Origin of the sequence: Staphylococcus sp. AtHG25 (assembly GCF_003217445.1) — a bacterium.
Lineage (GTDB): Bacteria > Bacillota > Bacilli > Staphylococcales > Staphylococcaceae > Staphylococcus > Staphylococcus haemolyticus.
Genome location: NZ_QJSN01000002.1, coordinates 93222 through 119503, shown reverse-complemented (window position 1 = coordinate 119503; position 26282 = coordinate 93222). Strand labels below are relative to the sequence as shown.

At 33.4% G+C, this 26282-nt stretch carries 25 protein-coding genes; 13 read left to right on the top strand and 12 right to left on the bottom strand.

The annotated features are described in order from the left end of the window. Window positions 1-180: 180 nt before the first annotated feature. The 3 genes from BDW31_RS02170 to BDW31_RS02160 form a co-directional block, all read right to left on the bottom strand. Window positions 181-603, bottom strand: coding sequence for a GNAT family N-acetyltransferase (locus BDW31_RS02170; protein ID WP_037535528.1), 423 nt, complete (start codon window positions 601-603; stop codon window positions 181-183). A gap of 142 nt (window positions 604-745) precedes the next feature. After that, on the bottom strand, window positions 746-1216 hold the full coding sequence (locus BDW31_RS02165; RefSeq protein WP_037549264.1) for a DUF2538 family protein: 471 nt from the start codon (window positions 1214-1216) through the stop codon (window positions 746-748). 18 nt (window positions 1217-1234) lie between these two features. Next, on the bottom strand, window positions 1235-2491 hold the full coding sequence (locus tag BDW31_RS02160; RefSeq protein WP_053024327.1) for an LCP family protein: 1257 nt from the start codon (window positions 2489-2491) through the stop codon (window positions 1235-1237). Window positions 2492-2943: 452 nt separating this feature from the next. Here BDW31_RS02160 and BDW31_RS02155 point away from each other — a divergent pair, with 452 nt between their 5' ends. Continuing rightward, a complete protein-coding gene (locus tag BDW31_RS02155) occupies window positions 2944-4119 on the top strand; it encodes a serine hydrolase domain-containing protein (RefSeq protein WP_053024328.1) in 1176 nt (391 codons plus the stop codon). A gap of 62 nt (window positions 4120-4181) precedes the next feature. Here BDW31_RS02155 and rihC read toward each other — a convergent pair whose 3' ends face one another. The 6 genes from rihC to BDW31_RS02125 form a co-directional block, all read right to left on the bottom strand. Next, window positions 4182-5081, bottom strand: coding sequence for a ribonucleoside hydrolase RihC (gene rihC, locus BDW31_RS02150; protein WP_053024329.1), 900 nt, complete (start codon window positions 5079-5081; stop codon window positions 4182-4184). 142 nt (window positions 5082-5223) lie between these two features. After that, window positions 5224-5514 carry a cytochrome aa3 quinol oxidase subunit IV gene (qoxD, locus tag BDW31_RS02145; RefSeq protein WP_011276176.1) on the bottom strand — a complete coding sequence of 97 codons (291 nt, stop codon included), beginning with the start codon at window positions 5512-5514 and terminating at the stop codon, window positions 5224-5226. After that, window positions 5511-6116: a cytochrome aa3 quinol oxidase subunit III gene (gene qoxC / locus BDW31_RS02140; protein ID WP_037535537.1), complete on the bottom strand. Its 606-nt coding sequence runs from the start codon at window positions 6114-6116 to the stop codon at window positions 5511-5513. Before qoxC ends, qoxD begins: the two co-directional genes overlap by 4 nt. Further along, complete coding sequence (gene qoxB, locus BDW31_RS02135; protein WP_053024330.1) at window positions 6106-8094, bottom strand: cytochrome aa3 quinol oxidase subunit I; 1989 nt, start codon at window positions 8092-8094, stop codon at window positions 6106-6108. Before qoxB ends, qoxC begins: the two co-directional genes overlap by 11 nt. Then, window positions 8094-9218 (bottom strand): cytochrome aa3 quinol oxidase subunit II, encoded by a 1125-nt coding sequence (gene qoxA / locus BDW31_RS02130; RefSeq protein ID WP_110709038.1) that lies wholly within the window; start codon window positions 9216-9218, stop codon window positions 8094-8096. Before qoxA ends, qoxB begins: the two co-directional genes overlap by 1 nt. A 295-nt stretch (window positions 9219-9513) precedes the next feature. Further along, entirely contained in the window at window positions 9514-9831 is a 318-nt protein-coding gene (locus BDW31_RS02125) for a DUF5011 domain-containing protein (protein WP_011276172.1), read from the bottom strand. A 263-nt stretch (window positions 9832-10094) separates the two neighbouring features. Here BDW31_RS02125 and BDW31_RS02120 point away from each other — a divergent pair, with 263 nt between their 5' ends. Further along, complete coding sequence (locus BDW31_RS02120) at window positions 10095-11240, top strand: globin domain-containing protein (protein WP_037549283.1); 1146 nt, start codon at window positions 10095-10097, stop codon at window positions 11238-11240. A gap of 165 nt (window positions 11241-11405) precedes the next feature. Here BDW31_RS02120 and folD read toward each other — a convergent pair whose 3' ends face one another. Beyond that, window positions 11406-12263 (bottom strand): bifunctional methylenetetrahydrofolate dehydrogenase/methenyltetrahydrofolate cyclohydrolase FolD, encoded by an 858-nt coding sequence (gene folD / locus BDW31_RS02115; protein WP_037549286.1) that lies wholly within the window; start codon window positions 12261-12263, stop codon window positions 11406-11408. A 211-nt stretch (window positions 12264-12474) separates the two neighbouring features. Here folD and purE point away from each other — a divergent pair, with 211 nt between their 5' ends. The 11 genes from purE to purD are packed head-to-tail and all read left to right on the top strand — an operon-like array spanning window position 12475 to window position 23711. Further along, the gene (gene purE / locus BDW31_RS02110; RefSeq protein ID WP_037549288.1) at window positions 12475-12957 is read left to right on the top strand and encodes a 5-(carboxyamino)imidazole ribonucleotide mutase; all 483 of its coding nucleotides are present in this window, start codon (window positions 12475-12477) and stop codon (window positions 12955-12957) included. After that, window positions 12944-14068: a 5-(carboxyamino)imidazole ribonucleotide synthase gene (gene purK, locus BDW31_RS02105; RefSeq protein WP_053024332.1), complete on the top strand. Its 1125-nt coding sequence runs from the start codon at window positions 12944-12946 to the stop codon at window positions 14066-14068. The genes purE and purK overlap by 14 nt, the downstream gene beginning before the upstream one ends. Window positions 14069-14071: 3 nt before the next feature. After that, window positions 14072-14776 carry a phosphoribosylaminoimidazolesuccinocarboxamide synthase gene (gene purC / locus BDW31_RS02100; RefSeq protein WP_053024333.1) on the top strand — a complete coding sequence of 235 codons (705 nt, stop codon included), beginning with the start codon at window positions 14072-14074 and terminating at the stop codon, window positions 14774-14776. Continuing rightward, complete coding sequence (gene purS, locus BDW31_RS02095; RefSeq protein ID WP_033079949.1) at window positions 14776-15036, top strand: phosphoribosylformylglycinamidine synthase subunit PurS; 261 nt, start codon at window positions 14776-14778, stop codon at window positions 15034-15036. The genes purC and purS overlap by 1 nt, the downstream gene beginning before the upstream one ends. A gap of 1 nt (window position 15037) precedes the next feature. Further along, window positions 15038-15709: a phosphoribosylformylglycinamidine synthase I gene (gene purQ, locus BDW31_RS02090; protein ID WP_033079948.1), complete on the top strand. Its 672-nt coding sequence runs from the start codon at window positions 15038-15040 to the stop codon at window positions 15707-15709. Then, on the top strand, window positions 15702-17891 hold the full coding sequence (gene purL, locus BDW31_RS02085) for a phosphoribosylformylglycinamidine synthase subunit PurL (protein WP_037549300.1): 2190 nt from the start codon (window positions 15702-15704) through the stop codon (window positions 17889-17891). Before purQ ends, purL begins: the two co-directional genes overlap by 8 nt. Continuing rightward, complete coding sequence (gene purF / locus BDW31_RS02080; protein WP_037549320.1) at window positions 17870-19354, top strand: amidophosphoribosyltransferase; 1485 nt, start codon at window positions 17870-17872, stop codon at window positions 19352-19354. The genes purL and purF overlap by 22 nt, the downstream gene beginning before the upstream one ends. Beyond that, entirely contained in the window at window positions 19347-20378 is a 1032-nt protein-coding gene (gene purM / locus BDW31_RS02075; protein ID WP_037549304.1) for a phosphoribosylformylglycinamidine cyclo-ligase, read from the top strand. The genes purF and purM overlap by 8 nt, the downstream gene beginning before the upstream one ends. After that, on the top strand, window positions 20378-20944 hold the full coding sequence (gene purN / locus BDW31_RS02070; RefSeq protein ID WP_037549307.1) for a phosphoribosylglycinamide formyltransferase: 567 nt from the start codon (window positions 20378-20380) through the stop codon (window positions 20942-20944). Before purM ends, purN begins: the two co-directional genes overlap by 1 nt. A 15-nt stretch (window positions 20945-20959) precedes the next feature. Then, on the top strand, window positions 20960-22438 hold the full coding sequence (purH, locus tag BDW31_RS02065) for a bifunctional phosphoribosylaminoimidazolecarboxamide formyltransferase/IMP cyclohydrolase (protein ID WP_037549314.1): 1479 nt from the start codon (window positions 20960-20962) through the stop codon (window positions 22436-22438). Window positions 22439-22472: 34 nt separating this feature from the next. Next, a complete protein-coding gene (purD, locus tag BDW31_RS02060) occupies window positions 22473-23711 on the top strand; it encodes a phosphoribosylamine--glycine ligase (RefSeq protein ID WP_037549317.1) in 1239 nt (412 codons plus the stop codon). Window positions 23712-24069: 358 nt separating this feature from the next. Here the strand turns inward: purD and BDW31_RS02055 are convergent, their stop codons facing one another. Both BDW31_RS02055 and BDW31_RS02050 read right to left on the bottom strand, forming a co-directional pair. Then, on the bottom strand, window positions 24070-24879 hold the full coding sequence (locus tag BDW31_RS02055; RefSeq protein ID WP_110709036.1) for an energy-coupling factor transporter transmembrane component T family protein: 810 nt from the start codon (window positions 24877-24879) through the stop codon (window positions 24070-24072). Then, a complete protein-coding gene (locus tag BDW31_RS02050; protein ID WP_053024626.1) occupies window positions 24872-26275 on the bottom strand; it encodes an ABC transporter ATP-binding protein in 1404 nt (467 codons plus the stop codon). The genes BDW31_RS02055 and BDW31_RS02050 overlap by 8 nt, the downstream gene beginning before the upstream one ends. Window positions 26276-26282: the final 7 nt, after the last annotated feature.

The window sequence follows — 26282 nt, the reverse complement described above, 5'->3', positions numbered from 1 at the left end:
ACTTATTTGTAAACTAACTTTAATACTTTCTTACATATAGTAAACAAATTATGATTTTACTAAGGACTACATTACGAAGCACAGATAATTTAAAATACATTAGTTTAAGCTACTATTAAAAAAATGAGATAGTCTATTTAATTAATTACAAGTACTCTATGAATTTAGAATATAAATAGTTTAAATATTCTTATACATTTTTATATGATCGATATTTTCCTCAATAAAAACTGGGCCCGTTTGAATATAACCTAGTTTCTCATAAAAGCCTTGAGCTTGTACTTGAGCATTTAAAACTAATTGATTGTATCCTTTATCTTTTGCAAAACGTTCAATAGCGTGCATCATTGTTTTGCCATACCCATCTTTTCTATAAGGTTTTAAAATAGCAACTCTTTCTACTTTTGCTGCGTTGTTATAAGGTCTAAATCTCGCACATGCAAAAGGTACATGATTTTTGTCGTAGCCAATAATATGTGTAGATTCTTCCTCAAATGAATCTAATTCATTTTCCAAGGGAACACCTTGTTCTTTCACAAATACTTCTCTTCTAATATAAAAACATTCTGATAACATATCTTTGTTTTTTACTATTTCAAACATCTTAATTCCCCCATATATATGTAATTATTAAAAGTTTCAAAAATAAAATTTATAAAAGTATAAAGTTATTCTATATGATTTAAAGATATAAAAAAAACTCCTTTTTACAGCAAATTTGTAAAAAGGAGTGGAAATTGTTTTATTATAAGGCTTCTTGGCGAACAATCGCACTGTACTGCCAAAATATTCTCATTTGAGCAATATTCCAATTATTCATGCCCATTGTAAAACCTGAAGGCTTGAATAATGTTACATCAGTAACTTCTAATGCTGCCGCAATAAGATATTGAAGAGGAACGCTAATACTTTGCATTGTCTCAGTAATACCATTTTCATCATAAACCCATGAGAACGGTAAATCCGATTCAAAAACATCTACTTTATTGAAGATTTCTGGTAAAGCAAGAATGTAGCACGCACCATTTACAATTGGATTAACAGAATTTTCACCATAGTAGACTAATAATGCTTCAAAATTTTCACGATGTTCATGATTAACGTAAAAGAATTCACTTCTAAATAATGCCATGTCTTTGCTATGAATAATTTGTTGCTCTAAAACATTAAACATACCATTAATGTTAGCAGCTTTTTCATATGTTTTACGTGACATAGTTTATGCTCCTCTCAATTAGTAAATTTGATTCATTTGATCTTGATTGTTATTGAATGAATCAGAACTATTTGTCTGATTGTAGTTATCACTTTGAGTACTACCTTGACTACTTTGGTCAATACCTTCATTTGAGTTTGAACTATTTTCTTCAGATGATTGTATATTATTATTGTTATCTGAATTTGTTGAATCCTTGTTGTTATCATCAGAAGAAGATGAATCTTTTTGATTATTTTTCAATAAAGACTGATCAAGAGGTGTAAGTGGTACAAGTGTACCGTAATGTTTAATAACGCGTTGATCTAAGAATTCATCCTTATCTGTTATTTTAGATAGTCCTAAATCAGAACGCAATATATTTGAATATTTCATAATACTACTAACGCTCGGATTATAATAGTAAATATTTTGTAAGTAATCATCTTTACCCTTGAGTTGAGACTTTTTAAATTCAATGTCATCAGATAAGTACATAGATGCTAGAGATTTGATTTCAGAAGAAGTTAAATTATGTTTCGCATTTTTCCCAACTATTTGTACTAAATCATCTAATTTATCATATGAATCAAGGCTCTTAGCTTTTTGGAATAATAATTTAATTAAATCCATTTGTCTTTCGCCACGTTTTAAATCAGAATCGTGATGTCGTGTTCTTGCAACGGCTAGCGCTTCATCACCATTAAGTTTTTGATAGCCTTTTTTAATTTTAATTCTACCGCTATCGTCTGTATTAGGCTCATTTAAGTCGTAAGGGACGTCATAATAAATACCGCCAAGTTCATCAACTGCCTCAACGAAGGCATCCATATTTACTCGTACATAATAATCAACAGGAACGTTTAATGTCGCCTCGACAGAATCCATAGCAGCTACAGGTCCTCCGAAAGCATGTGCGTGAGTTATCTTGTCGTAATAACCAACTTTTGGTATATAACTAATCGTATCACGTGGGATACTAAGTAATCGTATTTGACGCTTTTCAGGACTGAGGGTAGAAAGAATCATAGAATCCGTTCTTGAATGTTCTGTAGTTTGGCCATTTTTACGACGACCTTCATTATCATCAATTCCTAAAAATAAGATTGAAACTGCATCTTTAGAAGGGTTTACTTTTCCTTCGCGTATGTTTGATTGACGCTTCGAATCAGATTTATCATATGAGGCTTGCATTGCACTTTCAGAAGTTTTATACAAATTGATGATAAAAATTACAGGAACAACGATTAGTACTAGTGTAAGTAACATCATAAAATATTTTAAAAATCGGTTCATAGCATTTGCTCCTATACATATTATCTTTTATAAGAGATTTTATGATTTGAAAAATAAAAATCGTTACATTTTTATTTAACATGAAGTATAAAATCAAAAATAAATTTATATTTTTTGCTTGTATTCAAAGTTGTAAGGATGGTGCAATTATATATAATGTATACTCTCATAGCCTTAAATTGTATTACTTTTTGGAGAGAATTACAACTTTAAGTTTAATACAAAATTTACATTATTAAAATAGAATTTACAAAAGATGATTAAGCAATATTAGATAATACTTTATCATACTAAAGTACGATGTAATAAAAAATTATAACTGTATGATTAAAGTAAGATGAATTCAATGATGTTGTGTTATATAATATAAAATATTAAACGAATAAAAAATGATTTAGATAGAATAGGTTTTAATTTAGATATACTTCTATATTAGACGTAAGAGGGACCCCATGAAAAATAACAAATTAAAAATTATAGCTTTTATTTTAGTATTAATTGTTTTAATACTTCTCATTATATTATTCGTCATTAAAATTACTAACTATAGTATTAAGGACAGTGAATATAACAATGTTAATGATAATAAGGCTTATATAGAACATCGTGATAAAAGCCATAAAACAGTTGATAAGCTCAAAACGGTTCAAGCAAAAGATGATAATATTGAACAAATTAATACGTATTTAAAAAATGTTCATTTCAATGGATCAATTACAGTTTTAAAAGATGGAAAATTAATGCTTGATAAAGGGTATGGTTATCAAAATATTAGCAGTAAGAAAAAAAGCAATGCAAATACGATGTATTTAATTGGATCAGCTCAAAAATTCACTACTGGCTTAGTACTCAAACACTTAGAATTATCAAACAAAATTAATATTAATGACCCTGTTACTAAGTATTTGCCATGGTTTAAGACAAATAAAACAATTACATTGAAAGATTTAATGTTACATAGAAGTGGTTTATATAAATTTAATGCTAATCCTAATACAAAGAGTTTAGATGGGGCAGTTCATGATATTCAAAGAAGAGGGATTAATAGTAAATATTATCATAAGCATTTATATAACGATGCTAACTATCTAGTTCTTGCGCAAGTTATAGAAGCAGTAACACATCATTCTTATGTGGAAAATTATTATAAATTACTAGCAGAACCCTATCATTTAGAGCATAGTGCTTTCTTTAATGAAAAGCCTTATAAAAAGAATATGGCCACTGGATATAAAGTAAAAAATAATAAACTAAAAACGATGAATCCGAATGTATTAGATCAATATTATGGTGCAGGAAATTTATTTATGTCTACACATGATATGGCTAGATTAGTTAATGATTTACAGCAAAATAATATTTTCAATCAAGCAGTTACAACATCTTTACTTCAAGAAATTGGGAGCACTAAATATCCAGAATCTTATAGATATGGATTCTATTCGACTCCTCAAGTCAATCGAATTAATGGTGTGTTTTTCGGTCAAATATTTACGGTATATTTTAATGAAGATTATATTATTGTACTGGCTACGAATAAAGTTGATTATTCTAAAGTGTCAAATGAGTCAATTATTTCTCATATTTATTATCAATTACTTGGTCAAAATATTTATGAAACCAAATAAAGAGAGCTATAACGAAATGTAATAAAGATGCATTTTGTTATAGCTTTTTTAATTAAAATGAATTATTTAATTGTGTCTTTAAAAATTGAGCAGTAGTTCTTATTTAGACTTGAAGTAACAATTTTACAATTTGGATAGGGGGAGTCGTAATCAACAACTGTAGCTCCCTTGGTCAATGTGCCATGTAATTCAATTCGTACACTAGCTAGTATCGTTTCATAGCTTTCAGGATCAAGTAAATATAATACTGTGAAGACATCATATAATTTTAACCCTTTAGCGAAGTCTTTCTCTTTATAATGTTGAAAGATTTGATAGAGCATTGAACTTGTTCTACTCATATGTTCAAATGACGCTAAATAGTCATGAGTTAACAGCGATTGTCGTGCTAAATCAAGTCCAATCATAGTGATGGGAAGGTCACTCTCAAAAACAATATGCGCTGCTTCAGGATCACTATAGATATTAAACTCTGCAAGTGGCGTTACATTACCTCGTCCTGAACTTCCCCCCATTAAGACAATTTCTTTAATATGATCTTTAACTTCAGGAAACGTACTTATCAATAGAGCAATATTCGTAAGTGGACCTAACGCTATAAGCGTAATAGGGGTGTTTGAATGTAAAAGTATCTCCTTCATTGCAGTTATTGAGTTAGTAGAAGCTAATTGGTCATTTGATATAGATGGGAAGTCGTATCCATCCATACCACTTTCACCATGAACTTGGCTTGCATCTATTGCTTTATTAATTAACGGTTTTGCAGAACCTCTGTGAACAGGTACGTCACTATTGAAGAAGGCTTTCAATTTCAGAGCATTAGCAGTCGTTTTTTCTATATTGACATTTCCATTGACTGTGGAAATCATTTTTACATTGAAGAATGGATGTGATAGGGCAACACTCAATGCAGCAGCATCATCAATTCCTGGATCAGTATCTATGATTATAGGTAAAGTCATTATTCAAATGCATCTCCTTCACAATAAATGATTTAAATTAAAGATAACTTAAATAAGGTATGTAATGAAAGCATATAGAAAGAACCTGTTTGAAACTTTGACGAGTTTCATAACAGGTTCTTTGTGTGAGATAAATATTAAATTATAAGTGGTGAGAATGTCCACCTTGCATAACCCAATACGTACCAATAACAGTCACTAATGTGATGATAATCGCAAAGATAACTTTGAACGATTGTACTTGACCATCTTTACCTTCAGTTAAGTGCATGAACATTAATAATTGAACTGCAGCTTGAATAAAAGCAAAGCCAAAGATGATTGTTGTTTTAGCATGGAATGTCATGTTTGTGTATAGAGTTACGAAAACTGCTAATAACGTCAAGACGATTGAGGCAATAAAGCCGACTGTATGTTTTACGATTGTATTCATCCGCTATACACCATCCCTATCATATATACGGCAGTGAAGATGAAGATCCAAACAACATCTAAGAAGTGCCAGTATAAACTTACAATAAATAATTTAGGAGCATTAAATTTATTAAGACCACGTGTAGCCACTTGAATTAATAAACAAATGATCCAACCAATACCTAATGATACGTGAGCACCGTGTGTACCTAATAGGATGAAGAAACTAGACCAATAAGATCCAATTTGTGGTGTTACACCTTCAGAAACATAGTGAGCAAATTCGTAAATTTCGAATCCAACGAACACTAGACCTAAAAGGACAGTAAGAATCATCCAGAACATCATTAAGTTTTGTTTTTCTTTACGCATGTAATAAATTGAAATACCACATGTGTAAGAACTAATTAATAAGGCAAACGTCATAATTAATACAAGCGGTAACTCGAATAATTCTGTTGTCATTTTGCCAGCATAATCACCACCATGTTGCAACGTTAATAACGTTGCGAACAAAGTACCGAATAATGAGAATTCGGCTGTAAGGAAAATCCAGAAGCCAAGTTTATTTAATTGACCTTCGTGCGTACGTGAATCAACAGTATTTGTATCATGACTCATGACCTACAGCCTCCCTTTCTTTAATACGAGCTTCTCTTAAACGAGCTTCATTTTCAGCAACTTCAGAAGCAGGGATATGATAACCATGATCTTGTACGAAACTTTGGTAAACTAATGAACCAAGAATACCTACTAAGCAGATTGCAGCAGGGATTACAGTTTCGAAAATTAAGAAGAAACCACCTAATAACATGAATATACCCATAATTACACCTGTATGTGTATTGTTTGGCATATGAATGTCTTTATAATTATGGTTATCTAAATAATGACGACCATGTTCTTTCATATCAACAAATGTATCATAGTCATTCCAATCTGGAGTGATAGCAAAGTTGTATTTAGGTGGAATTGCAGAAGCAGTAGACCACTCTAAAGTACGTCCAAGACCATCCCAGTTATCTCCAGTAGCTTCACGTGGAGCTTTGATATGACTGTATACAATGCTTACTACTAAGAATAGGAAACCAACAGCCATTAATAATGCACCAATAGTAGAGATTAGGTTTAATAACCACCAACCATCAGAAGGCATATAAGTGTATAAACGACGAGGCATTCCGTCTAATCCAAGAATGAATTGTGGTAAGAAACATACGTTAAATCCAATCATGAATAACCAGAAGCACCACGCATTTAATTTTTCGTTTAATTTGTAACCCATCATCTTAGGATACCAGAAGATTAAACCAGCTAGGCAGGCAAATACAACACCAGTAACCAATGTATAGTGGAAGTGAGCTACTAAGAAATAAGTATTATGGTATTGATAGTCAGCTGATGCCATCGCTAACATTACACCTGTAACCCCACCTAATAAGAAGTTAGGGATGAAGGCTAATGAGAATAGCATAGGTGACTCGAACGTAATACGTCCTTTATATAATGTTAATAACCAGTTAAATAATTTAACCCCGGTTGGTACACCGATTAACATTGTTGAAATTGAGAAGAATGAGTTGATTAAAGCACCATTACCCATTGTGAAGAAATGGTGAACCCAAACTAAGAAACTTAAGAATGCGATACCAGCAGTTGCCCACACCATACTTTGGTGTCCGAATAAACGTTTACGAGCAAATGTTGGAATAATTTCTGAATAAATACCAAATGCAGGCAAGATAACGATATAAACCTCAGGGTGCCCCCATACCCAGAAAAAGTTTGCCCATAACATTGGCATACCGCCATCGGCAACTGTAAAGAATGCAGTTCCAAATACACGGTCAGTAGTCATTAATGCAAGTACAACTGTGAATACTGGGAACGCAAGAATTACGATTAAAGTCGTAATAAATGTTGTTACAGTAAACATAGGCATTTGCATGAATTTCATTGTTGGTGTTTTACATCTAAGTATTGTTACGAAGAAGTTAATACCAGTCATTAAAGTACCAATACCTGAAATCTGTATTGCGACTAGGTAATAGTTAACACCTGGGCCTGGACTAAATTCACCAGCTAATGGTGCGTAGTTTGTCCAACCAGCCGCTGGTGAACCACCAATAATGAATGAAAGGTTGAATAAAATCATACCAACGAAGAATAACCAGAAACTAATGTTATTCATAACTGGGAACGCCACATCACGAGCCCCAATTTGTAGTGGAACGACTACGTTCCATAAACCAAATACGAATGGCATAGCCATAAAGATAATCATGATAACGCCGTGCGTACTGAAGATTTCGTTATAGTGATTTGATTCCAAGAAAGTATTATCTGGAATTGTTAATTGAGTACGTAATAGTAATGCATCAATACCACCACGAACGAACATAAGTACGGCACAAATTAAGTACATTAAACCGATTTTTTTATGGTCTACGGATGTGAACCATTCTTTGTAAAGATATTTCCATAACTTGAAGTAAGTAATTACTGCGATTAAACCAATAACTAGGAATGGCGCACCAATTTGTGCCATTGTAATCATCCAGTTACCTTTAACGAGCAATTGATCCCATGGAAAATTCATTAATGTCCACCTCCATGATCATTGTCTGCTTTGCTACCAAATTTAGACGCATTTTCGTCTTTTGCACTTTTACTGATTTTTTCCATTTCCTTAGAGTTATGATCTTCTTCTTTCTTGAATTCATAATCATAAGGATCATTGTTACCAAGAATCATAGGTTTCATACCATGACGCTTATAGTTAGCGTTAGTGATTTGAACCTTACGAGCTGGTTTTTGTGGTTTATCAGTAACATCTTTGTATAAGTCCTTCTCAGCTACAAAGTTAGGATCTTTTTGAACATAATTGTAACGTTTGTAAGCGTAGAAGATGTACTCTGGATCAGCTGCAGGGTCAACGAATGCCATATGAGTACCACTGAATGTCAATTCTTTATTAGGTGTACTTGGTAAGAGTTGTTTATCGAACTCATCTTGGCTAAGTGTTTTCTTGCTCTTAGCATCTTTAACCCAAGAATCGAATTCACTTTGGTCTACAGAGTGTACTTTAAACGTTTGGCGAGAGAAACCTTCACCATTGAAGTTTGAGTTACGACCTCTGAAAGTACCTGTTTGATCGGCTTGTAAAGTCCAATTCATTGTCATGCCAGTCATGGCATATTTTTGACCACCTAGTTGAGGAATCCAGAAACTTGTCATCGTATCCATAGATTGTAATTTGAATACTACAGGACGATTTTTAGGAATAGTTAAAGTATTAACCGTTTCAACTTTTTGTTCTGGATAAGCGAAGAACCATTTGTATCCAGCACTTACTGCGTATACAACCATTGGATCTTCCTTACTTTCTGGTGGTTTCTCATAATCGTATAAAGTTTTAACTGTTGGAATAGATAAAGCAATTACGATAATGATAGGTACCACAAACCAAATTGTTTCAATTAAAGAATTGTGGTGCATCTTACCAGTTTCGCTGTTTTTATTGTAGCTATACTTGAAAATAAAAATAGCGAACATAGTAAGTACAACAGCAACAATAACAAGCATGAAGATGATTGAATAGATAATCAAGAACTTCTGACTACTTGCTACTGGCCCTTTTGCATTAAATACTTCAACACTCGAACAACCACTAAGTAAAATTAGCGTGCCGAACATTAGAAGCAAAGACTTAAATTTTGACACTTTTTTGACCTCCTAATACTACAAATGTAGGGCTTATCATTAATTTTAGTTTATTACGCAATATTTACAAGTACTTATCCGAAAAAAATTATAATTATATATAGGAAACAACTAGAAACAATAGGAATGACGGGGAATGTAAGATTTGTTAAAATTATGTGTCTATTCTGTGAAAAATGACAAATTTAAGTGAAATACGCATGCAGTTGAGAAACGTTATCAATTTCAATGTTTTCAAGGGTTTTTGACACAAAAAAAGATGAGATTATTCATCTCATCTCAAAAATTTGTCATATTATTTAACTTCTATGTATCGAGTTGAAGTTTCTTCTGCACCATCTGAATCAATGACATTATATTTCACTTTATATTTGCCTACTTTAGAAGTATCAACATGACCATCTACAGTGATCTTATGTGTTAAATCACCATCTTCTTTATCATAAGCACTAATTCCATTTAGTAGATTATAATTTTGGCCTTTTTCGATTACGATATCATTCACACCTCTAAGCTCCGGGGAGTGATTAGTTGTTGCTTCTGCACTTAAGTTGGGGGTAACTAGAGTTGCGGAGACGCCTAGCGCTGAAAGTGACTGGATTAGTTTATTCATTAAGTTAACCTCCGTTAAAAAAATAAAGTCATTGAGTAATTTAATTAAACTATACAATATATTCTGAAAATAAACATCATACTATAGTCCTAATATATCGTATTATTTTAAGAATTTAAATAATAAGAAGAAAAATATATATTAAGATTATGTAAAATGAACAATTTGTGAATTTAATTACAATTGATTTAAAAATTTTGCAAATTGGAATAGAATGAATTTGGAAAAGGTTTGAAATATTTAACTAAATGGGAGTGACTTTCATGTTAAATGAAAAAGAAAAAGGCATTATCAAAGAAACGGTACCAGTATTACAAGAGAAAGGGACTGAAATAACCTCATATTTTTACAATAGAATGTTCAATCAACATCCAGAATTAAAAAATATGTTTAACCAAACGAACCAACAAAAAGGATTTCAATCAACTGCATTAGCGCAAAGTGTTTTAGCAGCAGCTGTTAATATTGATAATTTAGGCAACATCATGCCTGTAGTTAAAGAAATCGCTTATAAACATTGTGCATTAGAAGTTCCGCCGGCAGGTTATGACATTGTTGGAGAAAATTTAATAGAAGCAATAAAGGCAGTAGTAGGACTAGAAGATGATCATCCAATCATACAAACTTGGAAGAAAGCTTATCAAGAAATCGCAGATGTGTTTATTCAAGTTGAAAAAGATATCTATGCTAGTATGCTTTGGGAAGGTTTCCAACCTTTTGAAATCGAAAAAATCGAACAATTATCTTCAGATATCAAAGCTTTCACAGTTAAATCTACTGACTATGATTTAAGTCAATTTACACCTGGTGAATACATCACTGTGGATGTAAGTAGTGAAAAAATGCCATATCGCGCAAAACGACATTATTCAATTGTATCTGGAGAAAACGAGCGTTTAACATTTGCTGTTAAACGTGATGTGACAACTGACCATGAAGGTGAAGTTTCAACTATATTGCATGATGAATTAAAAGAAGGAGACAAAATTAATTTATCAGCACCCGTAGGTCCATTTGCGGTTGCAAATCCTGAAAAGCCTCAATTATTTATTGGTGCGGGTATCGGTGTTACACCATTAGTTTCAATGTTTAATGAAGTGGTTGTTAAAGATAGTAATGCTCAATTTATTCAAGTAACTGGAGATGTCAATGATACACCATTCACTTCATATTTAGAAAATATTAGTCAAAAATCAGACAAAGCAAAATATGAACTTTATGATCGCGAAAAAAATGGCTATTTAACTAAAGAATACTTAGAAAAATATATAAGTGAAAATACAGAGATTTATGTTTGTGGTGGTGCTAAATTCATTCAATCTGTTATTGAAGTATTAAAAGCATTAGATGTTGATCAAAGTCATATTCATTATGAAACATTTGTACCAAAATTAAGTGTTGCAGTTTAATATTGAAATAGATATTTATTAATAAGATTTTGTATAAATTATAAATGAATAAAGCACAGGGATGATATTTAATAAACATCATCCCTGTGCTTTTATTTCGCTTTGTTTAATTGAAATTTAAACGACTTACTCAACATACATATAGTTTAAGTAAGAATAATTATATTATTCAATGCCACGACGCATTTTTTCAGCTAATAATGTATTATTAAGCACCATAGTTATTGTTAATGGGCCAACGCCACCTGGAACTGGCGTAATTGCACCGGCAACTTCTTTAACTTCTTCAAATTCAACGTCACCTTTTAATTTACCATTCTCATCTGGAGTGTTACCAACGTCAACAATAACAGCGCCTTCTTTTACATCATCTTTAGTTACTAAACCTGGTTGACCAACTGCACTGACAATAACATCAGCATCTTTCAAATGGCTATGCATGTCTTTAGTACGTGAATGTAGAATAGTTACTGTAGCGTTAGCTTGTAATAATAATTTTGATACTGGTTGACCGACAATATGGCTACGACCAATAACAACTGCATTTTTACCTTCTAAATCAATATCAGCATGTTTAAGAATTTCCATAATGCCTAGTGGCGTACATGGAACAAAAGTTTGCTCATCAATATATAACTTACCGATATTTGAGGGGTGGAAGCCATCAACGTCTTTTTCAGGATTAATCGCATCTAAGATTTTTTGTTCACTTACTTGTTTAGGAAGAGGTACTTGAACTAATATTCCACTTACTGAATCATCATTGTTTAAACGGTCTAATTCTTTTAATACATCTTCTTCAGAAGTATCCTCATCTAAATGAACAATTTCAGAAATCATACCGATTTTTTCAGCAGCTTTCTTTTTAGAGTTTACATAGCTTTGACTCGCACCATCATTACCTACTAAGATTACGGATAATTTTGGTGTGTAACCTTTTTCTTTTAAAGCTTCAACTTGATTTTGTAAACCTTGTCTGTAGTCCTTAGAAATTTGTTTCCCATCTAAAATTTTTGCAACCACAAAAAATTCCTCCTTGTTTGTTTAAATCATACTTATACCTTAACTTTAAATCTTCTGTCACGTCAATCGATAGCCGAAAGACGTAAATTAAAAGTAAAAATTAAGTTAAAGTTCGATTTTTGATTGAAAAAGCATCTCATGATTGTTATGCTATATCTGTAATATACAACTAATCGTAAATAAATTTCAAACTTTTGAAAGGGTGTACAACGTGAAAGTAGCGGTTATTATGGGTAGTTCTTCAGATTGGAAGGTTATGCAAGAAAGTTGTGCGATGTTAGATAAATTCGAAATACCGTACGATAAGAAAGTCGTTTCGGCACATCGTACGCCTAAATTAATGTATGAATTTGCAAGTCAAGCTAGAACACATGGATACGATGTCATTATTGCTGGTGCAGGTGGCGCTGCACATCTACCAGGAATGGTTGCATCAATGACAACAATACCTGTTATAGGAGTACCGATTGAGTCAAAAAGTTTAAAAGGATTGGATTCTTTATTATCGATTGTTCAAATGCCAGGAGGTATTCCGGTGGCTACAACTGCAATAGGTAATGCAGGTGCAAAAAATGCTGGGATATTAGCTGCGAGAATTTTAAGTATTAGTAATGAATCAGTTCGTAAACATTTAGATGAATATGAGCAAAGTCTAGTAGATAAAGTTGGTGAAATGCAAAATGAACTTCAGTAAATTAAAGTTCGGTGACACGATTGGTATTATTGGAGGCGGTCAATTAGGTAAAATGATGGCTCAATCTGCTCAAAAAATGGGTTTTAAAGTCATTTGTTTAGACCCTAACCCTGATAGTCCGTGTAAATCAGTAGCTCACGAATTTATAACTGCCGCTTATGACGATGAAGAAGCTTTGCATGAACTCGGTGAGAAATCTGATGTAATCACTTATGAGTTTGAAAATATTTCAGCTGAACAACTTATTCGTCTAACTCAAAAATTCAATATTCCTCAAGGTTATCAAGCTATTCAATTATTACAAGATCGTTTAACTGAAAAACAAACATTACAACAAGCAGGATCTAAAATTGTTCCTTTTTTACCTATTAAAGAGGAAAAAGACCTAAATGTTGTGATTAATCAATTAGGATATCCATTTATAGTTAAAACGCGTTTTGGTGGATACGACGGTAAAGGACAAGTCTTAGTTAAAAATGAAGAATCCATTCAAGAAGCTAAAGATCTCATTTCACAACAAGAGTGTGTAGCAGAACAATTTCTTGATATTGCACTCGAAGTTTCTTTAACTGTTACGATTGGTAACCAAAAACAAATTACGTATTTCCCTCTTCAAGAAAATGAACATCGAAATCAAATATTATTTAAAACCATTGTGCCTGCGAGAAGTGATAAGGAACAAGAAGCTAGAGATGAAGTAAATAAAATTATTAATGAGGTACATTTTGTAGGTACGTTTACAGTCGAATTCTTCATCGATAAATCAAATCAATTATATGTAAATGAAATTGCACCACGACCACACAATTCCGGACATTATTCAATTGAAGCTTGTGATTATTCACAATTTGATACACATATATTAGCAGTTACTGGACAAAATCTTCCAAAAGAAATTGAAATTTTAAAACCTGCAGTGATGATGAATTTGTTGGGTCGCGATTTAGATTTATTAGAAGATAAGTTTGCTAATCATCCAGAATGGCATGTTCATATTTATGGGAAACCTGAACGTAAACCTAATCGTAAAATGGGGCATATGACAATTTTAACGAATAATGTCGATGAAACTGAGAAAGATATGCTCAAACAGTTTGAAGGGGGAGAATAGTTAATGGCGCTATTATATGAAGGAAAAGCGAAAAGAATTTTCTCAACAGACAATGTAGGTCAATTGAGAGTTGAGTATAAAGATGAAGTTACGGCTGGTAATGGTGCAAAAAAAGACAAAATGGAAGGTAAAGGACGATTAAATAATCAAATTACCTCTATAATATTTGAATATTTAGCTCAACATGGAATTGCGAGTCATTTTATTAAGCAGCTTTCTGAAATGGAACAATTAGTTGAAGAAGTTAAAATCATTCCACTAGAAGTTGTAGTACGTAACATAGCAACAGGTTCTATAACGAAACGCTTAGGTTTTAACAAAGGTTATGAATTCGAAGCACCGTTAGTTGAATTTTTCTATAAAAATGATGACTTAAATGATCCATTAATTACGGATGATCACGTTAAACTTTTAAAAATAGCGAACGATAGTGAAATTGAAACACTAAAAACTATGGCTAAAGATATTAATAAAGTATTAGTTCAATTGATGGATGAGATGGATTTAAGATTAGTTGATTTTAAAGTTGAATTTGGTAAAACTTCTGACGGTAAAATTTTATTAGCTGATGAAATTTCTCCAGATACATGTCGTATTTGGGATAAATATTCTGATTCTAACTTTGATAAAGACGTCTATCGCAATGATACAGGTTCACTTATTGACACATATACAACATTTTTAAATAAATTGGAGGAATTAAAATAATGAAAACTATTGAACTTCACATTACATTACAACCACAGGTGTTAGATACTCAAGGACAAGCACTAAATCGAGCTGTTCACGACTTAGGTTATAAACAAGTTAATGATATTCGTGTAGGTAAAGTTTTATACATGACGGTTGACGAAGCAACTGATGAAGCGGTCGATAACATTGTGACGACATTAAGCGAAAAGTTATTCGCAAATACTGTAATTGAAGAATATAGTTATAAAATCGTTGACGAAAAGGAGAATGCATAAAATGAAATTTGCAGTTCTCGTATTCCCAGGATCTAATTGTGATAGAGATATGTACAACGCAGCGATTAAGTCAGGTGCGCAAGCAGATTATGTTGATTATCGTGAGACATCATTGGAAGGTTATGATGGCGTATTAATTCCTGGTGGTTTTTCATTTGGAGACTATTTACGTTCAGGTGCAATGGCGAGTGTAGCACCAATAATTAACGAAGTAAAGCGCTTGGCTAATGATGGCAAACCCGTTCTAGGTGTATGTAACGGATTCCAAATTCTCACTGAGATTGGTTTATTACCTGGTGCATTACTTCATAATGATTCTCATTTATTTATTAGCAGAAATGAAAATCTAAAAATTGCTAATAATCAAACTCCTTTTACAAATTTGTATGGTGAAAATGAAATTGTAGTTTATCCAGTAGCGCATGGCGAAGGTCATTATTATTGCACAGATGACATATATAACGAATTAGTTGAAAATAATCAAATTATCTTAACATATGAAGATAATCCAAATGGCTCTCATGAAAATATTGCAGGTATTGTAAATAAAGCAGGTAATGTTTGCGGAATGATGCCACACCCTGAACGTGCGCTTGAAAAAATTCTTGGAACTGACAGTGGCGTGAAATTATTTGAAGCAATGGTTAATAGTTGGAGGGAACAAAATGTCTAAGTTTATCGAACCTAGTATTGAAGAAATTAAGTTTGAAAAATTATATCAAGATATGGGCTTAAGTGACGCAGAATATAACAAAGTTTGTGAAATATTAGGAAGAGAACCTAATTTTACAGAGATAGGCATCTTCTCGGTTATGTGGAGTGAGCACTGTTCTTATAAGCACTCTAAACCATTCTTAAAACAATTTCCAACTACTGGTGAGCATGTCTTAATGGGACCAGGTGAAGGCGCAGGTGTTGTGGATATTGGTGATAATCAAGCAGTAGTATTTAAAGTTGAATCACATAACCATCCGTCAGCTATCGAACCTTATCAAGGTGCTGCAACTGGTGTAGGTGGCATCATTAGAGATATCGTATCAATTGGAGCTAGACCAATCAATCTGTTAAACAGTCTACGATTCGGTGAATTATCAGTAAAACAAAATCAACGTTTATTAAAAGGCGTTGTCCGTGGTATTGGTGGTTACGGTAATTGTATTGGTATACCAACTACGGCAGGAGAAATTGAATTTGATGATCGCTATGATGGAAATCCATTGGTTAATGCCATGTGTGTAGGTGTTATTGATCATGACATGATTCAAAAAGGGACTGCTAAAGGTGATGGTAACTCAGTCATTTATGTAGGTTTAAAAACAGGCCGTGATGGTATTCATGGTGCAACTTTTGCATCTGAAGAGTTAACTGAAGAAAGTGAAAGTAAAAGACCATCTGTTCAAATTGGTGACCCTTTTGTAGGTAAAAAATTAATGGAAGCCACATTAGAAGCGATTACTTTCGACGAATTAGTTGGTATTCAAGATATGGGGGCCGCTGGTTTAACATCTTCATCATCAGAAATGGCAGCTAAAGGTGGCAGTGGTCTTGAATTACATTTAGATCAAGTACCTACACGAGAACCAGGTATTTCACCTTATGAAATGATGCTTTCTGAAACACAAGAAAGAATGTTATTAGTAGTTGAAAAAGGTACTGAACAAAAATTTTTAGATTTATTTGAAAAACATGAACTTGATAGTGCAGTTATCGGTGAGGTAACAAATACTGACCGCTTCGTACTTAAATATGAAGATGAAGTATTCGCGGATATACCGGTTCAATCACTTGCAGATGAAGCGCCGGTCTATGTTTTAGAAGGTGAAGTGAAAGAGTATAACACATCTAAAAATGACTATAGCTCTATAAATGTCGAAGAAACATTCAAGAAACTTCTAATACATCCAACGATTGCCTCAAAACATTATTTGTATGAACAATATGATCAACAAGTTGGTGCCAATACTATCATTAAACCAGGTTTACAATCTTCAGTTGTTCGTGTTGAAGGTACGAATAAAGCTGTAGCCTCTACAATTGATGGCGAAGCGCGTTATGTGTTTAATCAGCCTTATGAAGGTGGAAAAATGGTCGTAGCTGAAGCCTATCGAAATTTAATAGCAGTAGGTGCAACACCACTTGCTATGACGGATTGCTTAAATTATGGCTCTCCTGAAAAGAAAGAAATCTATCAGCAGTTAATTGATTCAACGAAAGGTATGTCAGAAGCGTGTGAAGTATTAAAAACACCGGTAGTTTCAGGTAACGTATCACTCTATAACGAAACACGTGGCACATCCATTTTCCCAACGCCTGTCGTAGGAATGGTAGGTTTGATAGATGACATTGATTATCTAAATGATTTCCATCCTGAAGCTGGTCATAAATTATATTTAGTTGGTGAAACAAGAGATGACTTTGGTGGTAGTCAAGTTGAAAAATTATTATACGGTAAAGTCAATCATGAATTTGAAGCGATTGATTTAAGCGATGAAGCTAATAAAGGAGAAGCAGTCAAGAATGCGATTAGAAGTGGCGTGGCTTCTCACGTACAAACAGTTGGTAAAGGTGGTTTATTGATCACTTTAGCACGTATCAGTGCTCATTATGGTTTAGGATTAGAAGCTTCCATTGACCTTTCAGATGCACAATTGTTTAGTGAAACGCAAGGTCGATATATTATTGTTGTTAAAGAAGGACAGACGTTAAATATTGAGGGAGCTGTAGAAATTGGTCAATTAACAGATGTTGATGAATTTAAAGTTACTAATGCTCAAAGTTCGATTGTTGAAAAAGTCTCAGAGATTAAAGAAAGTTGGGAAGGAGCAATTGCACAATGTTTAACTACAGTGGATTAAACGAAGAATGTGGTGTGTTCGGCATTTGGAATCATTCAGAAGCCACCCAATTAACCTATATGGGACTTCACAGTTTACAACATCGTGGTCAAGAAGGTGCAGGTATTGTTGTATCAGATGGAGAAGTTTTAAAAGGTGAACGTGGTCTTGGATTGTTAACAGAAGCAATAAAAGGTGATCAAATGGATCAACTTAAAGATGGACACAACGCCATAGGCCATGTTCGCTACGCCACATCAGGTAATAAAGGGATTGAAAATATACAACCATTTTTATATCACTTTTACGATATGAGCGTTGCGATTTGCCACAATGGTAATTTAATTAATGCCCAGACGTTACGTCAATATTTGGAAAAACATGGTGCAATCTTCCATTCTTCATCTGACACTGAAGTGATTATGCATTTAATACGCAGAAGTAAAGCGCCAACTTTTGAAGAAGCCTTAAAAGAGAGCTTGCGACAAATTAAAGGCGGATTCACATTTGCAATACTTACTAAAGATGCATTATATGGAGCAGTAGATCCTAATGCTATCCGTCCACTGGTAGTAGGTAAAATGCAAGATGACACGTACATCTTAGCTAGTGAAACATGTGCCATTGATGTATTAGGTGCTGAATACGTGCAAGATATCCATGCCGGAGAATATGTTGTTATTAATAATGAAGGTATTGAAGTGAAATCATATACGAGTCATACAAATACAGCAATCTCAGCTATGGAATATATTTATTTCGCTCGTCCTGATTCTACTATTGCTGGCAAAAATGTTCATGCTGTTCGTAAAGCATCTGGAAAAAAATTAGCACAAGAAAGCCCTGCAAATGCAGATATGGTTATTGGTGTACCCAACTCATCATTATCAGCTGCAAGTGGGTATGCTGAAGAAAGCCACCTACCTTATGAAATGGGGTTGGTGAAGAACCAATATGTAGCTCGTACATTTATCCAACCGACTCAAGAGTTAAGAGAACAAGGTGTCCGCGTTAAATTGTCGGCAGTCAAGGATATCGTAGAAGGTAAACGAATTGTTTTAGTTGATGATTCAATTGTACGTGGAACAACGAGTAAACGTATTGTCAGAATGTTAAAAGACTCCGGAGCAAAAGAAGTTCACGTAAGAATCGCTTCTCCAGAATTTATGTTCCCAAGCTTTTACGGAATAGATGTTTCAACGACTGCTGAACTCATATCTGCAAGTAAGTCACCTAAAGAAATTTGTGATTATATTGGTGCAGACTCATTATCTTATTTAAGCGTAGACGGTCTAATTGAATCGATTGGATTAAATTATGACGCACCGTATAGTGGTTTATGTGTAGAGAGCTTTACAGGTGATTATCCAGCAGGACTATTTGATTACGAAGATAAATATTATAAGAACTTAAGTCAACGTCAACAGGATTATATTAATAATCATAAACACTACTTTGATAGAGAGGGTAATATTCATGTCTAAAGCTTATGAACAATCAGGTGTTGATATTCATGCAGGTTATGAAGCGGTTGAGAGAATGTCTAGTCATGTTAAACGAACAATGCGTAAAGAGGTACTTGGTGGTTTAGGTGGATTTGGTGCTACCTTTGATTTGTCTCAATTAAATATGAAGGCGCCGGTACTAGTTTCTGGTACAGATGGTGTTGGTACTAAATTGAAATTGGCTATTGATAATGATAAACACGATACAATCGGAATAGATGCAGTAGCAATGTGTGTAAATGATATTTTGACTACTGGTGCTGAGCCATTATATTTCTTAGATTATATTGCAACGAATAAAGTTATTCCGGAAGTAATCGAACAGATTGTTAAAGGTGTAAGTGATGGATGCGAAGAGACTAACACTGCACTTATTGGTGGAGAAACAGCTGAAATGGGTGAAATGTATCATGAAGGTGAATATGACCTTGCCGGATTTGCTGTTGGAGCAGTCGAGAAAGACGACTATATTGATGGATCAGCAATTCAAGAAGGTCAAGCCATCATTGGTTTAGCCTCTAATGGAATACATTCAAATGGTTATAGCTTAGTACGTAAATTAATTAAAGAATCTGGTATTGATTTAAATGACGATTTTGATGGTCGTACATACTTAGAAACATTTTTAGCCCCAACGCAATTATATGTTAAACCAATTCTTGCTTTGAAAAAAGCTGTTCAAATTAAAGGAATGAATCATATCACTGGTGGTGGTTTCTATGAAAACATTCCACGTGGATTACCTGATGGATTAGCAGCGAAAATTTATACACAAGCTTTTCCTACACCAAAAGTATTTGATTGGTTACAACAACAAGCTAATATTGGAACGGATGAAATGTACAATGTCTTTAATATGGGTATTGGTTTCACAGCCATAGTAGATAAAAAAGACGTTGCACAAACACTTGATATCTTAAAACAACAAGGTATTTCTTCTTACGAAATAGGTGAAATTATTGCCAATGCAGAGTCACCCATTTTACTTGAGGGGGTAGAATAGTGACTAAAGTAGCTATATTTGCATCTGGATCAGGTAGTAATTTTGAGAATATTGTGCTAAAAGCAGATAAAGGGGAGCTCAACAATATAGAAATTACTTCATTATATACTGATCATCACGATGCATATTGTGTTGAACGAGCAAAACAATTAAAAGTAGCAGTTAATATAAATGAGCTTAAGGATTTCACTACTAAAGCAGATTACGAACAACATTTAATAGAACTGTTAAAGCGTGAAGAAGTTGAGTGGATAATACTTGCTGGCTATATGCGATTAATTGGACCTGATTTATTAGACGCTTACGAAGGTAAAATTTTAAACATCCATCCATCACTATTACCGAAATATAAGGGGAAAGATGCTATTGGACAAGCGTTTAATAGTGGCGATAAGGTAACTGGTTCAACTGTACATTATGTTGATAGTGGTATGGATACGGGAGAAATTATTGAACAACGACAATGTGATATAAAACAGGACGATACTAAAGAGAATTTGGAAGAACGTGTAAAGCGTTTGGAGTATGAACTTTATCCAAGTGTTATAGCTAAAGTTATTAAATAAGGAGTTAATCTAATAATGAAAAAAGCAATTTTAAGTGTCTCAAACAAAAGTGGAATAGTGGAGTTTGCTAAATCTTTAATCAAATTAGATTATGAATTATATTCAACTGGAGGAACTAAAGGTGCTTTAGAAGATGCTTCTGTACCGGTGAAATCTGTTTCAGAATTAACGCAATTTCCTGAAATTATGGACGGACGTGTTAAAACATTACACCCGGCAGTACATGGTGGCATTTTAGCAGATCGTGATAAACCTGAACATTTAGAACAGTTATCAGAACAACATATTGATTTAATCGATATGGTAGTAGTTAACTTATATCCTTTCCAAAAAACAGTCGCAAAACCGGATGTAACAGAAGCAGAAGCAATTGAAAACATCGATATTGGCGGACCTACAATGTTACGTGCTGCAGCTAAAAACTTTAAACATGTGACTACAATTGTACATCCAGCTGATTATAATGAAGTCATTGAACGCATAAAGGAAGACCGACTCGATGAGGATTTCCGTAAAGAATTAATGATTAAAGTTTTTGCACATACGAACGAATATGATCATGCCATTGTAAGTTTTTTCAAAGGTGATAGTGAACAATTAAGATACGGTGAAAACCCTCAGCAATCAGCGCGTTTTGTTCGTACTTCGAATAGCAAACACACAATTGCAGGTGCTAAACAATTACATGGTAAAGCTTTAAGTTTTAACAATATTAAAGATGCTGATTCTGCACTTTCACTTGTTAAGAAATTTAAAGAGCCTGCTGCGGTTGCAATTAAACATATGAACCCTTGTGGTGTTGGTATTGGCGACAATATTGAAACTGCATTTAAACATGCTTATGATGCAGATAATCAATCTATCTTTGGTGGCATTATCGCATTAAATAGAACAGTAACTGCTGATTTAGCTGAAACATTACATGCTATATTTTTAGAAGTAGTGATTGCTCCAAGATTTACTGATGAAGCTTTAGACATTTTAACTAAAAAGAAAAACATACGTCTATTAGAAATAGATATGACGATTGATAATCGTGAAGAAGAATTTGTTTCAGTTTCAGGTGGGTATTTAGTTCAAGATAAAGATAATTTTGAGGTAGCTAAAGAAGACATGAAAGTAGTAACTGAAAAAGCGCCTACAGATGATCAATGGGATGCAATGCTACTTGGTTGGAAAGTGATTCCATCTGTTAAAAGTAATGCTGTTATATTGAGCAATACCAAACAAACTGTAGGCATTGGTGCAGGTCAAATGAACCGTGTTGGTTCAGCCAAAATAGCTTTAGAGCGTGCTATAGAAATGAATGACAATGTTGCTTTAGTATCAGACGGCTTTTTCCCAATGGATGATACGGTTGAATTAGCTGCAAAACATGGTATCAAAGCCATCATACAACCGGGTGGATCAATTAAAGATCAAGACTCAATAGATATGGCGAATAAATATGGTATTGCCATGGTGACTACAGGCATGCGTCACTTTAAGCATTAATTAATCATTCAAAATAATGGAAGGGGTAATATAAATGAATGTTTTAGTTATCGGAGCAGGTGGTCGAGAGCATGCTTTAGCAAATAAATTGCATCAATCACCGTTAATTGATCAATTGCACGTAATTCCAGGTAATGATGCTATGGCTAATGTTGCAAGAGTGCATACTGAGATTGCAGAGTCTGATCATGAGTCAATCTTAAACTTTGTTAAAGAAAATAAGGTTGAATGGGTGGTTGTTGGTCCTGAACAACCATTAATTGATGGTTTATCTGATAAATTACGTCAATCAGGAGTTAAAGTGTTTGGTCCTAATAAAGATGCAGCTCAAATTGAAGGATCTAAGTTGTTCGCTAAAAAAATTATGCAAAAATATAATATTCCAACAGCAAAATATAAAGAAACTAATAACAAAACAGATGCGCTGACATATGTAAATCATTGTGATTTACCAATTGTAGTTAAAAAAGATGGTTTAGCTGCTGGTAAAGGTGTAATCATTGCTGAAACACGTGAAGACGCAATTAAAGCAGTAGAATCACTTTATCCTGAAGAACATGGTGAAGTGGTCTTTGAGCAATTTTTAGAGGGTGAAGAATTTTCATTAATGACATTTATTAACGGGGATTATGCAGTTCCATTTGATTGTATTGCGCAAGACCATAAACGTGCTTTTGATAATGATGAAGGACCAAACACTGGAGGAATGGGTGCATATTGCCCGGTGCCACATATTACTGAAGATGTCTTAGAACGCACAAATAAAGATATTGCACAGCCTATTGCAAAAGCGATGAAAGCTGAAGGTTATGATTATTTTGGATTACTTTATATTGGTGCTATTTTAACGTCAGAAGGCCCGAAAGTAATTGAATTTAATGCGCGCTTTGGTGATCCTGAAGCTCAAGTTTTATTAAGTCGTTTGGAAAGTGATTTAATGGCTCAAATTGTTGCTTTAGATCGTAAAGAACCTATTCTATTTCAATGGCAAGATGATTTTGTTGTAGGAGTTATGCTAGCTTCTAAAGGATATCCAGGTGCTTATGAAAAAGGAGCTAAAGTAACAGGCTTTGAATTAAATGATACTTATTTTGTGAGTGGATTGCATAAAGAAGATGATGGATTTGTTACTTCAGGAGGCAGAGTTATATTAGCTGTTGGAAAAGGAGAAACAATTGAAGAAGCGCAAAAAGCAGCTTATAAAAATGTAGAAAAAATTAAGAGTGATAATCTATTTTATCGTAATGATATTGGAAATAAAGCATTAAAATAAGTGAATATATAATTGTAGCCTGAGACATAATTCAATGACTCAGGCTACAATTATATATTGGCAGTAGTTGACTGATTTAAAATGCCATTGTAACAAGCTTTTTTTAATTCTAATCAACCTTGCCTGGTAGGCGGGGCCCAGCAAAGAGAATTTTCTCAAAGAAATTCTACAAGCTAAGCAAGCTGGGGTTTGGGGCCCCAGCAAAGAGAATTTCATTAAGAAATTCTACAAGCTAAGCAAGCTGGGGTTTGGGGCCCTAGCAAAGAGAATTTCATTAAGAAATTCTACAAGCTAAGCAAGCTGGGGTTACAACGAAATAAATTTTGAAAAATATTATTACTGTCCCACTTCCTTGTATCTATGATGTATAACCTGATACTCGTGCATCAGTAATGCCTGTTATAGGAAAGTATTGTGAAAGATAAAATGCGATAATTAGTATAGCCACAACGCAAATAATAAATAAAATATCTTTATAAGAAAATGGTGCTTTATAATAATAGGTTCTAGGACCGTCCTTAAAACCCTTAGATTCCATCGCAACAGACAATTGATGTGCTCGACGAATATTTTGGCTTAATATAGGTATCAATAAATGTTTTAATCGTTTTAGACCTCTATAATTTGAAGCATCAATCATTTGATAACGCATTTTCAATGACCGTCTTAATTGAATTAATGAAGTGAAAATGAGAGGCACCATTCTAATTGCAGCCATAAATGCATATGCAATTTTTGGTTTTACTTTTAAATGTTGCATCAAACTGTAAAAAATCATTACAATTTCGGATGTCAATGCTAATAAAATACCAAACATAGAGACTGTTATAGTTCTTAGTGATAAATGTAAACCACATAGGATGCTTTCAGTACTAATTTGAATAATCCCCCATTTAAATAACATATGCGTACCATCACCATAAAGAATCATAAATAATGATGATAATAAGGCAAACAAGACAGAGGCTAAAATAAATGCACCGGTGATTTTAAATTGAGTCCCATTAAATGCCATTAAAAAAATAAACATAATTATTGTTATATAAATCATATAATCAAAATTGTGAACGAAAATAATGAAAATAAATAATGATACACCAAGTAAAAGTTTTGTAATGATATTAACGTCATCTACAAAGGAATAATGTTTCTTCCAACGTTCAAACATTTGATTCACCTTCCTTCTCGATGAGTTGGTTGTCTTCAGCTATTAAACGACGTGTTGGATAACGATGTATGATTTCAGGATCGTGAGTAACCATAATAATGGTTTGTCCATTAGAAACTCTTTCCTGGAATAGTTCAATTAATTGAAAAGTATTATGGCTATCCAGTCCAAATGTAGGTTCATCAAGTAAGATGATTTCTGCTCGTGAACTAAGTGCAGTGGCCACACTAAGTCGTCGTTTTTGTCCCATAGATAATTCAAAAGGATGTTGATTTTTAACAGCTTCTAAATGTAATAACTTTAATAGTTTCATCGTTTCTTTTTCAGCGATTGATGGTTCTTGATGATTATAATGAATATATATCTCTTCATAAACTGAATTTGTTATGAATTGTAATTCTGGGTTTTGATAAACTAAATACATATGTTGAGCTGCGTCTTTAATTTTCTTTAACGTAGTATTTTTATATGACATAACGCCTTCATACTTTATTAGTTGCATCATAGATTCTAATAATGTTGTTTTACCTGTACCATTTTTCCCTGTAATAGTAATCCATTCTCCAGAACGAACAGTTAATTCGGGTACTTGGAACAAATGTTTTTTTCCTCGAATAATATTACCATTTTTATAGGCAAATAGCGTATCATCTGTACTATGTGAAAATTTAGATGATTCTGGGGCATGGTCCCAAGCTTGTGGATGCCATACACCAAATTCTGTGAGTAAACTTTCGCAATTTTTCAACACATAATCTGGTGTTCCATCTGCTATGATTTGACCATCATAATTCATTAAAATGACTCTATCCACGTGTTCCCAAATGTGTTCAACTTTATGTTCTACTATAAGTACAGTTTGATCAGACCATAGTTGAATAAGTCTATGCCATAAATCAGCTGTAGCATCTACATCTAACATGGCAGTTGGTTCATCTAAGAATAATGTATTAGCTTCTTGTAAAATAGTTTCTACAATAGCGAGTTTTTGTTTCATGCCACCACTTAAATGATTGACAAAAGTATTATCAGTAACATTTAAATCAACAGAAGCAAGAGCTTCTTCAATGAGTGGATCCATTTGACTTCGTGGCACTTGTTTGTTTTCAAGAACGAATGCAAGTTCCTCATACACTTTAGGCATACAAAATTGAGTATCTGGATCTTGAAAAATAACGCCGGAGTGTGGGTCAATTTCAAGCTCATCATATTTCATCGGTAATTCAATTAGATTTGGAACGATACCACTTAAAACATTAAGCAATGTGCTCTTACCAGATCCAGAAGGACCTAGTAAAAGCACTTTTTCTTTATCTTTAATTTCAATATTTAAATTATCAAAGATTTTACGTTCGCCGTTAGGATATTTTAGACGTAAATTTTTCGCTTTTAACAATTTAATT

Coding starts and splice junctions, on each gene's coding strand:
- BDW31_RS02170 (WP_037535528.1), bottom strand. CDS start 603: ATGTTTGAAATAGTAAAAAACAAAGATATGTTATCAGAATGTTTTTAT.
- BDW31_RS02165 (WP_037549264.1), bottom strand. CDS start 1,216: ATGTCACGTAAAACATATGAAAAAGCTGCTAACATTAATGGTATGTTT.
- BDW31_RS02160 (WP_053024327.1), bottom strand. CDS start 2,491: ATGAACCGATTTTTAAAATATTTTATGATGTTACTTACACTAGTACTA.
- BDW31_RS02155 (WP_053024328.1), top strand. CDS start 2,944: ATGAAAAATAACAAATTAAAAATTATAGCTTTTATTTTAGTATTAATT.
- rihC (WP_053024329.1), bottom strand. CDS start 5,081: ATGACTTTACCTATAATCATAGATACTGATCCAGGAATTGATGATGCT.
- qoxD (WP_011276176.1), bottom strand. CDS start 5,514: ATGAATACAATCGTAAAACATACAGTCGGCTTTATTGCCTCAATCGTC.
- qoxC (WP_037535537.1), bottom strand. CDS start 6,116: ATGAGTCATGATACAAATACTGTTGATTCACGTACGCACGAAGGTCAA.
- qoxB (WP_053024330.1), bottom strand. CDS start 8,094: ATGAATTTTCCATGGGATCAATTGCTCGTTAAAGGTAACTGGATGATT.
- BDW31_RS02125 (WP_011276172.1), bottom strand. CDS start 9,831: ATGAATAAACTAATCCAGTCACTTTCAGCGCTAGGCGTCTCCGCAACT.
- BDW31_RS02120 (WP_037549283.1), top strand. CDS start 10,095: ATGTTAAATGAAAAAGAAAAAGGCATTATCAAAGAAACGGTACCAGTA.
- purK (WP_053024332.1), top strand. CDS start 12,944: ATGAACTTCAGTAAATTAAAGTTCGGTGACACGATTGGTATTATTGGA.
- purC (WP_053024333.1), top strand. CDS start 14,072: ATGGCGCTATTATATGAAGGAAAAGCGAAAAGAATTTTCTCAACAGAC.
- purS (WP_033079949.1), top strand. CDS start 14,776: ATGAAAACTATTGAACTTCACATTACATTACAACCACAGGTGTTAGAT.
- purQ (WP_033079948.1), top strand. CDS start 15,038: ATGAAATTTGCAGTTCTCGTATTCCCAGGATCTAATTGTGATAGAGAT.
- purL (WP_037549300.1), top strand. CDS start 15,702: ATGTCTAAGTTTATCGAACCTAGTATTGAAGAAATTAAGTTTGAAAAA.
- purF (WP_037549320.1), top strand. CDS start 17,870: ATGTTTAACTACAGTGGATTAAACGAAGAATGTGGTGTGTTCGGCATT.
- purM (WP_037549304.1), top strand. CDS start 19,347: ATGTCTAAAGCTTATGAACAATCAGGTGTTGATATTCATGCAGGTTAT.
- purH (WP_037549314.1), top strand. CDS start 20,960: ATGAAAAAAGCAATTTTAAGTGTCTCAAACAAAAGTGGAATAGTGGAG.
- purD (WP_037549317.1), top strand. CDS start 22,473: ATGAATGTTTTAGTTATCGGAGCAGGTGGTCGAGAGCATGCTTTAGCA.
- BDW31_RS02055 (WP_110709036.1), bottom strand. CDS start 24,879: ATGTTTGAACGTTGGAAGAAACATTATTCCTTTGTAGATGACGTTAAT.